12 protein-coding genes and 1 pseudogene are annotated in these 12,517 nt (G+C 67.0%); 5 read left to right on the top strand and 8 right to left on the bottom strand.

All coding sequences use genetic code 11. The features are described from left to right. Positions 1-114 precede the first annotated feature (114 nt). Complete coding sequence (locus RGU41_RS00985; protein WP_322135249.1) at positions 115-1,257, bottom strand: M20/M25/M40 family metallo-hydrolase; 1,143 nt, start codon at positions 1,255-1,257, stop codon at positions 115-117. A 256-nt stretch (positions 1,258-1,513) separates the two neighbouring features. Between RGU41_RS00985 and RGU41_RS00980 the strand changes: the two genes are divergently transcribed. The 5 genes from RGU41_RS00980 to RGU41_RS00960 all read left to right on the top strand — a co-directional run bounded on the left by RGU41_RS00980 (position 1,514) and on the right by RGU41_RS00960 (position 5,098). Next, positions 1,514-2,200, top strand: coding sequence for a GNAT family N-acetyltransferase (locus tag RGU41_RS00980; RefSeq protein ID WP_322135248.1), 687 nt, complete (start codon positions 1,514-1,516; stop codon positions 2,198-2,200). An 8-nt stretch (positions 2,201-2,208) separates the two neighbouring features. Beyond that, positions 2,209-2,352, top strand: a complete 144-nt coding sequence (locus tag RGU41_RS00975; RefSeq protein WP_322135247.1) for a hypothetical protein — start codon at positions 2,209-2,211, stop codon at positions 2,350-2,352. Beyond that, complete coding sequence (locus tag RGU41_RS00970) at positions 2,349-2,897, top strand: MurR/RpiR family transcriptional regulator (RefSeq protein ID WP_322135246.1); 549 nt, start codon at positions 2,349-2,351, stop codon at positions 2,895-2,897. The genes RGU41_RS00975 and RGU41_RS00970 overlap by 4 nt, the downstream gene beginning before the upstream one ends. A gap of 136 nt (positions 2,898-3,033) precedes the next feature. Beyond that, entirely contained in the window at positions 3,034-4,059 is a 1,026-nt protein-coding gene (menC, locus tag RGU41_RS00965; protein ID WP_322135245.1) for an o-succinylbenzoate synthase, read from the top strand. A 91-nt stretch (positions 4,060-4,150) separates the two neighbouring features. Then, positions 4,151-5,098, top strand: coding sequence for an aminodeoxychorismate lyase (locus RGU41_RS00960; protein ID WP_322135244.1), 948 nt, complete (start codon positions 4,151-4,153; stop codon positions 5,096-5,098). Between the two features lie 39 nt (positions 5,099-5,137). Here RGU41_RS00960 and RGU41_RS00955 read toward each other — a convergent pair whose 3' ends face one another. The 7 genes and pseudogenes from RGU41_RS00955 to RGU41_RS00930 form a co-directional block, all read right to left on the bottom strand. Further along, entirely contained in the window at positions 5,138-5,767 is a 630-nt protein-coding gene (locus tag RGU41_RS00955) for a hypothetical protein (RefSeq protein ID WP_322135243.1), read from the bottom strand. A 91-nt stretch (positions 5,768-5,858) separates the two neighbouring features. Further along, positions 5,859-7,640, bottom strand: coding sequence for an EAL domain-containing protein (locus tag RGU41_RS00950; protein ID WP_322135242.1), 1,782 nt, complete (start codon positions 7,638-7,640; stop codon positions 5,859-5,861). A 28-nt stretch (positions 7,641-7,668) separates the two neighbouring features. Beyond that, a pseudogene (locus RGU41_RS20645) lies at positions 7,669-7,986 on the bottom strand (PAS domain-containing protein); the annotation flags it as partial. 103 nt (positions 7,987-8,089) lie between these two features. Next, positions 8,090-9,106 carry a LacI family DNA-binding transcriptional regulator gene (locus tag RGU41_RS00945; RefSeq protein ID WP_322135241.1) on the bottom strand — a complete coding sequence of 339 codons (1,017 nt, stop codon included), beginning with the start codon at positions 9,104-9,106 and terminating at the stop codon, positions 8,090-8,092. 19 nt (positions 9,107-9,125) lie between these two features. Further along, entirely contained in the window at positions 9,126-9,956 is an 831-nt protein-coding gene (locus tag RGU41_RS00940; RefSeq protein WP_322137272.1) for a carbohydrate ABC transporter permease, read from the bottom strand. A gap of 63 nt (positions 9,957-10,019) precedes the next feature. Further along, the gene (locus RGU41_RS00935; RefSeq protein WP_322135240.1) at positions 10,020-10,889 is read right to left on the bottom strand and encodes a sugar ABC transporter permease; all 870 of its coding nucleotides are present in this window, start codon (positions 10,887-10,889) and stop codon (positions 10,020-10,022) included. Between the two features lie 183 nt (positions 10,890-11,072). After that, on the bottom strand, positions 11,073-12,377 hold the full coding sequence (locus RGU41_RS00930; protein WP_322135239.1) for an ABC transporter substrate-binding protein: 1,305 nt from the start codon (positions 12,375-12,377) through the stop codon (positions 11,073-11,075). Positions 12,378-12,517 lie beyond the last annotated feature (140 nt).

Raw genomic sequence — 12,517 nt, 5'->3', positions numbered from 1 at the left:
CCCCTCATCCGGCCGGTTTCCGGCACCCCCGTTCGAGGCGAGTATGACATCGCTCCGAACCACGCGAAAGAGGATCGATCGGCCGCCGCGTCGACCCGCGACGGGCGAGACTGCTCAGCGCGGCAGGTGGATGACGGTGAGGACCTCGGCGAGGAGGCGGATGCGCTCCCAGAGCGACTCGATGATGATGTGCTCGCTGCGGGCGTGCGCACCGCCGCCGCGGGGTCCGAAACCGTCGACGATACCGAGAGCGGATGCGCCGAGCAGGTTGGTGTCCGCGGCGCCGGCCGCTGGACGAGCGCCGAGTGGAGCCCTGTCGGAACCACCGTCGCCGAACCCGGCGTCGCAGCCCGAGATGACGGCGGCCAGGGCCTGGTCGGCGGCGCGTGGCTGCCAGGCCGGGCGGTAGGACAGCCGGGTGACGGCCACCTGCGCACGCGGGCGGACGGGAGTCAGCGCCTCGATCTCGTCGAGGACTTCGCCTTCGATGTCCGGATCGGAGAAGCGGAAGCCGAGGACGGCCACGGCGTCGTCCGCGACGACGTTGGCCAGGCCGGGGGCTGTGATGGAACCGAGGTTGTAGAGCACCTTGGCGGCCGGGTGTTCTTCGGCGCGGATCGTGGCCCTGGCCGCGATGTCGCGCACCCGCAGCAACTGGTCGATGATCTCCTCCGTCGCGGAGACTCCCTTCTCGGGGTCGAGGGCGGCGTGGGCGGGAACACCGGAGACGGCGAGAGCGAGGCGGGTGCTGCCGAGACGCCCGACCTTGAGGTCGCCGTCGGGGTGCGGCGACTCGAAGCCGATCGCCGCAGAACAGCCGTCGGCCGTGGCCAGGAGCAGCGCGCCAGAGGTCGGGGAGCCGATTTCCTCGTCTGCCGTGACGATGATCCGCACCGGCACGTGGTCCACGGCACCGGCATCGCCCAGGGCGCGGAGCAGCTCGAGGGCCTCTTCCATGACCACCAGGCCGGATTTCATGTCGTAGGCCCCTGGGCCGGTGATGCGGATTCCATCGCTCGTCCACGGCACGTCGCCGGCGAGGGTGCCGACCGGCCACACCGTGTCGGAGTGCCCGATCAGGAGAACGGGAGCGGCGCCGACGCCACTGCCCCTCCCGGGGAAGTCAGCGACCACGTGGGGGCCTCCCGGAGTCGGGTGCAGCACCACCGTGCCGCCGAGTCCGGAATAGCGGGCGGCGAGTGCATCCGCGAACGCCGTGATGGCCGCGCCCGCCCCGGTCGGCGTTTCGCGCAGCACGTAGTGCTCGAGGGTCGCCAGCGCACGAGCCCGCGCGGAGGCGTCCGGAATGACGGGTCCAGTGGATGTGATGACGGCATCTCCTCAGGCGGTGGCAGGCTCGGAACAGGTAGAAGATATGTTACCTATCCTTCGACCAGTTCGCGGATTTGCTTGAGAGTTACGAAACGAATACGACACATAAGTTGTTTATGATTGTCAGATTGGTTCTGGAACATCGTGTTCCGACAAGACGAGGACAGGGAAACGACACAACATGGGTGACCTGAAACTCACGGTGGAATCCACCCGGTCACGCGCCGAGTTCAGCCACGCCAGCGAGCTGTATACCCGGGTGTTCGGCTATACCGCGGCCGATCACAGCCTGAACCCGAAGCTGCTCTCGGCAATCGTGGGCAACGGCGGTGCGGCCGTTGCCGCGCGGGACGGCGCCGGCGAGCTCGTCGGTTTCGCCTACGGCTTCGTGGGTTTCGAATCCGGGGCGCCCTACCTGTACTCGCAGGCCGCGTTCATCGACCCCGCCTGGCAGGGCAAGGGAGTGGGCCGCCTGCTGAAGCAGGAACAGGCCATCATCGCGAGAGCAGAGGGACTCACCTCGATGCGCTGGGCGTTCGACCCGACCCTTGCCCGCAATGCCCACTTCAACCTCGACGTGCTCGGCGCCTGCGGAGTGCGCTTCACCGCGAACTACTACGACGAGCCGTTCTCCGACCGCCTGATCGTCGACTGGGCGCTCTCGGGCGCCACCGGTACCGAGTCGGCCACGCCGCCCCGCGCCGCGGCGTCGATCCCCCGGGCTTCCCCGTCGTGGACCCCACAGCACTGGGAACGACGCTACCCCGGCACTGGGGTCGGCCGGTGGGCGACGGCGACGTCATCCACGTGCCGATCCCGTCCGACAATCCCGCGAAGACGCTCGCCCCCGTCATCGTCCAGGCATTGAGAGCCGCCGTGGCCGAAACCTTCACCGAGCTGTTCGAGCGCGGCTACGTCGCCGAATCCTGCGTCCGGGTTGACGGCACGAGCGCCGCATACGTCTTCGTCGCGGCCAGCTCCCAGGAGGCCGCGCCGCGCATCCGCCAGGCAGCCCGTTGACAGAGGCGAACGAGGCCCTCACAAGCCCGGAGGACCGGTACGCCGCACGACTGCAGAAGCGGTCGTCGTCGTCGGTCTTGCGCGCGCGCATCGTGGAGAGCGAAAAGAAGAACCTTGCCGAGACCTTCGCCCACCTCGGGGAAGACGATGCCCTCGTTCGCGCGCCGGCCCGGATCGTGGCCGCCCGCAGGCGGTATGTGCTCGGCGCGGGCAAGTCATTCGCATACGCGACCCTGTTCGCCTGGGACCTCTCGGCAGGACTCTCTCAGGTGCTCCTTATCGACGAAGCCGCCGTCCGCTCGATCGACGTCCTCAGCGACGTCCGCCCGACCGATGTGCTCGTCGTGTTCTCGTTCCGCCGGTACCAGCGGCAGAGCGTGCTCGTCGCCGAACGGTTCGCCGAGGCCGGCGGAACCGTGATCGCCGTCACGGACTCCCCCGATGCTCCGGTCGCAGCCTTCGCCACCGAAACCGTGACCGTGCCGACCAGCAGCGCCTCGTACGCCGACTCCCCACGGCGGTCGCCGCCGTCATCCACCTGGTGAGTACCTTGAGTATTGCCAGTGCCAAAGGAGCCCGGCGCAGGTTCGCCGAGCGGGAGCAGCTGAACCAGATCCTGAACAGTTACGTGGAGTGAACGATGGACGAGCGCAGCACCGAACGCAGCACCGAAGGAGCACGATGAAGGTAGTGGGCGTTTCCCTGTTCGTCACCCGGTTGCCGCTGGTGCACGGTTTCGAGACCAGTTCTCACCGCAAGAGCCACCTCGACCACATCGTGGTGCGCCTCACCGACGAATCCGGCGCGGTCGGCTGGGGCGAGATCGCCTCGGCGAGCGACCCCTTCTACTCCTCGGAGACCGTGGACACGGCGCTCCTCGTCGCGAAGAAATACATCGTCCCCGCGATCATCGGGCACGAGTGGGAGACGCCGGCCGAGCTGGCGACGACGTGGGCACGCATCCGCGGCCACGAGTTCGCCAAGGCCGGCTTCGACATGGCCGCGTGGAGCCTGTACTCCGGCGCGCGCGACGAACCGCTGTCTGCGGCACTGGGCGGCACCCGCGCCGAGGTCGCCGCGGGCGTCTCCCTCGGCATCGAATCCTCCATCGACGCCCTGCTCACCGAGGTCAGCCGCCATGTCGACGCCGGCTACCGCCGGGTGAAACTCAAGATCAAGCCGGGCTGGGACATCGGTCCCGTTCGGGCGGTACGCGCCGCCTTCCCGAAGCAGGACGTCCATGTCGACGCGAACGGGATCTACGCGGATACCGACGAAACCACGGCCCTGATGCGCGGTCTCGACGAATTCGGCCTCAGCATGATCGAACAGCCGTACGCACCCCGCAATTTCGTCGCCCATGCCAGGCTCCAGGCCACCCTGGAGACCCCGATCTGCCTCGACGAGGGGGTCGTGGACCTCGACGACATCGGCACGATGATCGCCCTCGGCGCCGGCCGGATCCTGAACATCAAGGTGTCACGGATGGGCGGTCTCACGGTTGCCCGCGCCGCACACGATCTCGCGAGGGATGCGGGCATCCCGGTGTGGTGCGGCGGGATGCACGAGTTCGGCATCGGGCGCGCGGCCAACGTCGCCCTGTCGTCGCTGCCCAACTTCAGCTACCCGTCCGATGTGTCGGCGTCGGAGAAGTATTACGCAAAGGACATCATCGACCCCCGGTCACCGCACTCGACGGCATGGTGACCGTTCCCACCGGGCCGGGTCTCGGCTACGCGGTGCTGCCCGACTGGATTTCCGAGAACACGATCAGCCACGATCACTATGGAGTAGAACGATGAGCACAGCAGACACGAATCCCGTTGCGACGAACGCGGACGCCTCGCCCACAGACGGTGCGGACGCCCGCGTGCTGTTCATGCTGGACGACCCGACCCAGACCGGAACGGATGCCTCCGCGCTCGCGGCCTCGGTCCGTCGGGCCGACCCGGCAGACCCGCAGATCTCGGTGCTCGACCTCGCGGTGACCCGCGGCGACGGCATCTTCGAAACGCTCGACGCCATCGACGGTTTCGGCCAGGCCCTCGAGCCGCACCTGGCCCGTCTGTCCAATTCGGCCAGGTTGCTCGACCTGCCGGCTCCGTGCCTCGACCTCTACCGCGAGGGCATCCGCCAGGGAATCGCAGCGTCGACCCACCCACGCCTGTCGGTCAAGCTCGTGCTCACCCGCGGCATCGAGGGCGCCGGCCGGTGCACGGGCTGGGTCTTCGTCGACCCGGAACCCGACTTCACCGAAGCGCGCACCCACGGCCTGAAGGTGGTCACCCTGGACCGCGGTTACCGCCACGATGTCGCCCAGACGTCCCCGTGGTTGCTGCAGGGAGCGAAGACCCTCTCCTACGCGGTGAACAAGTCGGTCTACCGTGAGGCGGAGCGCCGGGGAGCCGACGACGTGATCTTCATCAGCAGCGACGGGTTCGTCCTGGAAGGGCCGACATCGACAGCCGTGCTGCAGTTCGGCAGGCACCTCGTCACGCCGTCGACCGACCAGGGCATCCTGGCCGGCACGGCACAGGCCGCCTTCTTCGCGTACGCGGAGGCGAACGGGCTGACCACCGAGTACCGCACCGTCACTCCCGACGAGCTGCAGGCCGCAGACTCTGTCTGGCTCGCCTCGAGCGTGCGGCAGATCGTGCCGATCGTCGAGATCGACGGGGTCGCCCGCGGCTTCGACGCCGAGCTCCACACCGCAGCGCTGGACTACCTGGTCACTCGCCGCAGCTGAGTCCGTGCTGTACGACCCCAGGCCTCGCGGCCCCGTGCGTCACGGGGCCGTGGGGATCGCGAGAGCCGCCACGATGTCCTCCGCCCGCGCCCAGTACGCCGCGTAGTGCTCGGGGTCGGCGTTGACCTGGACCGCGTGGGCAAGCAGTGTCGGCTCCATCTCCTTCCAGCCGGCGACCTTCGTCAGCTTGGTGAAGAAATTCTGCGCAGAGACGTAGGGGTCCATCCGGTCGGCCAGTGTTCCCCAGGCGCCGTTGTCGCGCTGCTGGAACAGCCCGCGGCTGTCGGCACCTGCCGCGTCGCCGTGGTCGAGCACCCGCAAACCCGACTCGCCCAGGGCCGTCATCACGCCGACGGTCTGGGTGTGCGTCCCGATCCCGAGATCCCGCCCGGCATTCATGATGTGCGCGGCATTGACCAGGCGGTCCTGGCAATAGCCGGCAACAGGCCCGGCGGGCACGGTGATCGCGCCGACGACGACGGGGTCGGCCGTCGGACACGTGACCACGGTGCCGGGCACGGCGCCGAATCCCAGGCCCACGAGGTTCCAGCCGGTGAAGCCGAGAACGGCGCAGAGTGCCACGGCCATACCGATGATCGCGATCCGGCGCGTTCGTCTGCCGTCCTGCCTCTCCAGCTGGGGCACGACGACTCCCTTCGCGAGCATCATTCGACGGTCCGTCGACGAGGTACTGGTGTCGACGAGGTACCGGTGTCGACGAGGTACCCAGTGGGGTACCTCACGACGTTAGCCAGTGAATCTATGCGCCAGCCCTGAGCCCGCCCGTCTGGCCCATATGTCCCGTCTGTGCAGTCTGTGCAGTCTGTGCAGTCTGTGCAGTCTGTGCAGTCTGGCCCACCTGGCCCGTGCTCTGGTCGACCAGCCAGTCGAGCAGGAGGCCGCTGGCTCGATCGTGACCACCGTCCACGCCATGTTGGAGGTCATGCCAGAGCTGCGGTGCGCTGCCGACGATGCCGCGGTCGGCGATGAATCCCGTCAGGGGGCAGGCATCGATGACGAAGGGATGCGGGGATCCCCAGCGTGTGAATTGCCAGTGATACGCGAGCGCGCCGAGCTCGGTGTGCAGTCGGCCGGCCCGGTCAGGACGATGGAATCCCTCGGGAAGCCCGAAACCTGCCGCCCAGGACGGCACGTCCGCGGCCGGCATCGGGCGTGCGAAGTAGTAGCCCTGGCCGAGCGAGGCGCCGAGCACGGATGCCGCCTCGGCGAGGCCGGCGTTCTCGATTCCCTCCAGAACGACGGCCGCGCCCATATCCCGACCCATCTGGGACAGGGTCGCGATGAGGCTGAGCGTCTCGACCGGTTTCGTGGCGACGCCGGCGAGCAGCCCGCGGTCGATCTTGATCGAGTCGAACGGCAACTGGGCAAGCCGTTTCAGGCTGCTGTGGCCGGAGCCGAGGTCGTCGAGGGCGAGCCCGACGCCGAGGCCGGTGAGCTCCTCGAGAACGGAGCGCGAGGCGGCCGCATCCAGCTCCTGCGTCTCGAGCAGTTCGAGGCTGAGCCTGTTCGGGGTCAGCCCGTGCCGGCGCAGTGCATTCGCGACCCATCGGGTGCACCGGGGGTGCCGCAGGGTCGACGGGGCAAGGTTCACCGAGACGTCGAGGGCCAGTCCGTCCTGCTCCCACCGGGCGACCCAGCCGAGGGCCTCGTTGAGTCCGATCCGGAAGAGCTCGTCGAGGTCGTTGCTACTGAGCTGATGCACAAAGCTGTCCGGCGGGACGACGGTGCCGTCGGCGAGAGTCAGCCGGGCGAGGGCCTCGACGCGACGGAGGGTCCCGTCGAACAGCCCGATGATCGGTTGCATGTGCATCGACAGTCCCCCGGCGAACAGGCGTTCCCGATGCGCGCGGGATCGCTCCCCTCGGCGGAAATCGCTCGCGGCCATCGTCGTGTCCCACTCGACAATCGGTCCTGTGGGAGCGAGTCGCCACCACGAGTCCGGACGTGACAGATCCGACCCCGGCTCGGGGAGCGCCTGGCTCGCCAGCCGGAGAACGTGAGGCCCGGAACTCCGCGCGGGAAAAGGCGTGATCCCCATGGTCATCCCGAGCATCACGGACTCGCCATCGACCGGGAACGGGGTCTCGACGGCTTCGTGCAGGCGCTCGAGCCGGGCGGCCAGCTCAGGCGATGCGTCGTCACAGAGGCCCTCGAGGACGACGACGAATTGGTCGCCGCTGAAGCTCGCGAGGTAATCGCCACCGCGGAGCCGGCCCTTCAGTCGTCGGGCGAATTCCGCGAGCACGTCATCGGCTCCGGAGAATCCGAACGAATGCCGGACCTGCCCGACATGCTCGAGGGCGATCAGCCCGAGCCCGGCACGGTCGGGGCGGCCTGTGGGTGCGGCATCCGTTGATCGCCGTTGCAGGTACGACTCGAAGCCGAACCGGTTCGGAAGTCCGGTCACGGCTTCGTGGCCGGCCTGGAAGTCCAGCTGCTCCTGCAGGGCGATCCTCGTGTTGATATCGCGCTGCACGCTGACGAAGTGCGTGATCACGCCGGCGGGGTCCCGGAGCGGCACGATGCTCAGTCCGTTCCAGAACGGCGCTGCCGTCCTTGCGATAGTTGAGAATGTCGCCCTCGAAGCCTTCCCCAGCCTCGAGTGCCTGCCGGATCGACCCCCGGACGGCGGCACTGGACCCCGATCCCTGCAGAAGCCGACAGTTGGTCCCGAGGATCTCGTCCTCGCTGTACCCGGTGATCGCCGTGAACGCGGCGCTGACGTGCAGGATATTCTGCGCCGCGTCGGTGATCAGGGAGACAGTGGACGTCGCGGCGAACGCCCGCGCGAGCAGCTCAGCGCCGGCGCCGGGCACCGCGTTGTTCCCGACCGGTTCGGATCGGTTCGGAAAGATCGGACTGACCATGCGATTCATACATCCCCCGAGCGCAAGCGCCGCCAGACCCCGGAAACGGACGGACGCGATCTCACTCTAGACCGGGAGGAGCGCCGCGGATGCCGCATCGGTATTACGCCGATCCCCGCACAATCAGATCGGTGGGCACGACGATCGCGGCGGTCCGCTCCCCCTTGATCACTTCGAGAAGGAGCCGCACCATTTCTTCGCTGATCCGGTCGAATGGCTGGTGCATCGTGGTCAGTGGTGGCACGGCCGTGAGAGCGACGGGCGCGTCGTCGAATCCGGCGACGGCGACATCCTCCGGAACCCTCCGGCCGAGACTTACCAGGGCGTCGATGGCGCCGGCCGCCATCATGTCGTTCGCCACGAAGACTGCGTCCAGGTCCGGGCGCCGGTCCAGCAGCTCGGTCATTGCCTCAGCACCGCTCGCGCGACTGTAGTCTCCATGCGCGACCAGCGTCTCGTCGAAGTCATCGCCGAGCTCGTCGACGTAGGCCTGATACCGTTTCATTCCGCCGGACGTGTCTCCGGGACCGGTGATCGTCGCCAACCGGGCGCGTCCGGTCCCACGCAGATATTTCACCATCTCCCGGGCCCCGTCGTAATCATCGGCGGCAACGTAACCCAGCTTGCGTTCGAACCCGAGCGGCACCCCACAGGCGATCGCCGGGATGCCCGCGGCCACGATGTCCGAGATCAGCCCGTGCCTGCTGCTGTGCGAGGAAACCAGGAGGACACCGTCGACGTGACCTGCCGTGACGAACTCGGTCGCCCGACGCTGCTCGTCCTCACTTCCGGCCATCAGCAGCACCAGGGAGATGTCGTGCCGGGAGAGAGCCTTGGAGGCGCCACGCATCAGCACGGCGAAGTTCGGGTCTTCGAACAGGCGTTCCTGGTCCTCCGTGAGGAGGAACGCGACCGAGTTGGCCCGGCTCGTGGCGAGGCTCCTGGCGTGCGGGTTGACCCGGTATCCGGTCTTCTTGATGGCCGCATTCACGCTCTGCAGGGAATCCGGGCTCACCCAGTGACCGCCGTTGAGCACCCTCGAGACGGTGCCTCGAGAGACGCCGGCTTCCGCGGCGACATCATCGATCGTGGGGCGGCGTTTGGCGGTGGGCGGGGTCACGGACAAAGCCTACCCGCGCCTACTTGACGGCCCCGGCGGCCAGGTCGACCTTCCAGTAGCGCTGCAGTACGAGGAACAGGATCACCAGCGGGATGATCGACAGCAGCGCACCGCTGATCACGAGCGTGTACATCGCCGGGGCGGTCGCACCCTGGTTGAGCAGGCCGCTCAATCCGACCGTGACCGGGTACAGTGCGTCGTTGCCGAGCATGATGTACGGCAGCATGAAGTTGTTCCACACCGCCACGAACTGGAACAAGAAGATTGTCACGAGGCCAGGGGCCATCATCGGCAACGCGATCCGGTTGAAGATGCGCAGTTCGCCTGCGCCTTCGGTGCGTGCGGCTTCGATGACGTCGGTCGGCACAGAGGCGGCAGCATAGATCCGCGCCAGGTAGATGCCGTACGGACTGATGATCTGGGGCAGCAGCACGGACCAGAAGGTGTTCGTCATCCCCACGGAGGCGAACAGGAAGTATTGCGGGATCGCCAGGATGACGCCCGGAACGAGCACGCCCATCAGCAGGACGGAGAAGACCGCCTTCTTGCCCGGGAACTCGAACTTCGCGAGGACGTAACCGGAGATGGCGGAGATCCAGGTGGAGGCGAGTGCCCCGATCCCGGCGTAGAGCGCCGTGTTGAGCACCCAGCGCCAGTACAGTCCGCCCCGGTACTGGGTCAGTTCGACGATGTTGTCCCACAGGTGGGTGCTCGGCATCAGCGTGAACGTGGAGAACAGCTCAGAACTGTTCTTGCTCGCGGCCATGACAACCCAGAACACCGGAAAGAGGCAATAGATGGCGCCGACGAGCAGGATGCCGGTCGAGACGAAACTCGGCTTAACCCGGATCGAGTCGGCTGATCCGCGGACCCTGCGGGGCCTGGTTCGGGGAATGCTGAAGGTGGTCACGGTCTAGTCCTCCTGGCCGAACGCGCGTTTCTGCACGACTCGCAGGAACAGGAATGAGAAAGCAAAGGTGACGACAGCGATGATGATCGAGGTCGCGGCCGCAGAGTAGATGTCGTCGCGGGTGAAGGCGTCACGGTAGACGAGCATGAGTGGCGACCAGCTCGTCGAGAGGCTGTTGGTGAGCGGGCGCAGTGTCGTCGGTTCGGCGAACACCTGCAGCGTGGCGACCATGGAGAAGAGGGCGGTCATCACGATGGAGGGAGCGATGATGGGGATCTTGATCCGCCAGGCCACCTGCACCTCCGTGCAGCCATCGAGCTTCGCCGCCTCGTAGATGTCCGTCGGCACGGCCTTCAGCGAGGTGTACATCACGATCATGTTGAAACCGACCCCGCCCCAGAGCGCAATGTTCGCGATCGCGAAGAGCACCGTTGATGAGTCCAGCACTCCGGGCACGTCCCAGCCCAGGCGTTCGAAGACCCAGTAGAACGGGCTCACCGCCGGAAGGTAGAGGAAGCCCCAGAGGAGCGAGCTGATCACGGCGGGCACGGCGAAGGGCAGGAAGATGGCGGTCCGGGAGAATCCCGCGGCCCGGGTTCGGCGCGAGTCGAGCAAGAGAGCGAAGAGCAGGGCCAGGCCGAGCATGAGCGGGATCAGGACGAGACCGTAGAGCAGCACCCGGCCCACGCTCGCTCCGAAATCAGCGTTGGTGAGCGAGGTGATGTAGTTTTCCACGCCGGCGAACGCCGTCGTGCGGCTTCCCGAGCCGAGCCCGAGCCCCTTGACCTGCTTCTTCTGCAGGCTGAGGAACAGCGTGTACGCGATCGGGGCGGCCATGAACGCGAGGAACAGGATGATGCCCGGCGCGAGCATGAGATAGGGGGTGAGTACTCTCGAACGGAAATTTCCCGTTCGCGTACTCGACGGGAGGTCGGTTCGCGTTCGAGGCTTCGGCGCCTCGGTCACAGTGGCAGTCACAGGTGATCCTCAATCGAAGGGAGAAGAAGTGGGGAAAGCCCGCGGATGCCTGAGGCCGGCGGGCCTTCCCCGGTGGCACTACTTGACGGTGAACCCGCTCTTGGTCAGGTCATCGGTGGTGATTTTCTGCATGCTGGTGACCGCGGCCAGGAAGGCGCTCTTCGACTTCGCATCCGCGGCCTTGGCGAACTCGTCGTTGTATGCGCTGTACGCCACGTTGACATTCGGGCCGTAGTTGAACGGCGAGACGGTCTTGGCGACCTGGGCGGCGACGGTGTAGAAGTCCGGCTGGTTGCTGAAGAAGGCCGGGGCCGTCGTCAAGGCGGACTCTGCGGCGGACGCGTCGGCCGGGTAGATGTTCGCGGTGCTGACTAGCGCTGCGACGGCGGCCGGATCGGTGTTCAGCCAGGTGGCGAACTCGACGGCTTCCTTGGGGTGGGTCGACTGGGTCGTCACCCCGGTGGAGGAACCACCCCAGTTACCCGTCGAGGGAGCCGAGGCATCCCACTGCGGCATCGGTGCGACCTTCCAGAGGCCCGCGGTGTCTGCGGCGTTGCCGGCCAACACGCCGGGAGCCCAGACGGCGCTCAACCAGCCCACCTGGGTGCCCGTGTTCAGCCCGGCGTTCCATGCCGGCGTGTACATCGGCTTGTTGTCGATGACGCCCTCTTCGACCAGGCCGCCCCAGTACGCCGCGACCTTCTGGGTCGGAGTCTTGTCGATGTCGACACTCCACGCGTCCCCGTCGATCCCCCACCAGGACGCGCCGGCCTGCTGGGTCAGCCCGGTGAACCAGCCGGCGTCGCTCGAGGAGAAGGTGCCCAGATAATCAGCCGGGTTGGCGGCATGGATCGCACGGGCGTCAGTCGCGTACTCATCCCAGGTCGTCGGGACCGTGAGGCCGAGCTTCTCGAAGACGTCGGCGCGATAGTAGAACATCATCGGGCCGGTGTCCTGGGGGATCGCGTACAACGCGTCACTGCCCAGGGTGACCGAGTTCCAGACGCCGTCAGCGAAGGCGCCCTTCACGTCGGAGCCGACGTCGCCGGAGATGTCGGCGAGTGCATTCGCCGCGACCAGGGTGGGGATCTTCTGGTACTCGGCCTGGATCAGGTCCGGGGCGCCGCTTCCCGCTTTGACGGCGGTCAGCAGTTTGGTGATCGCGGGGTCACCGCCGTCCTGCTTCTGGACCGTGACCTGGATCTCGGGGTGGGCCTTGTTCCAGATGTCGACGACCTTGTCGAGGTTGGGAGCCCAGGCCCAGTAGTTCAGTGACACGGGGGCACCGGTGTCTCCGCCGGTTGTGGGGCTGGAACAGCCCGACATGAGCAAAGCGGCCGCAGCGGCCATGGCCACTGCTCCGACACGGAATGAAGTGCGCATTCGTCCTCCTTGAAGAAAGCTGGTGCTGTGATGGGTTCGCCCCGACTCGGTGAACGTTTGTCGACCTTGACTGTGAGCGGTTCTAGTACCTCACACTAGCCATTGTTCTGTCAACTAGGCGAATCCCGGACTTCTACAGA

The organism is Cryobacterium sp. 10C3 (assembly GCF_034314285.1).
Lineage (GTDB): Bacteria > Actinomycetota > Actinomycetes > Actinomycetales > Microbacteriaceae > Cryobacterium > Cryobacterium glucosi.
This window is presented reverse-complemented; position numbering and strand designations above follow the sequence as displayed.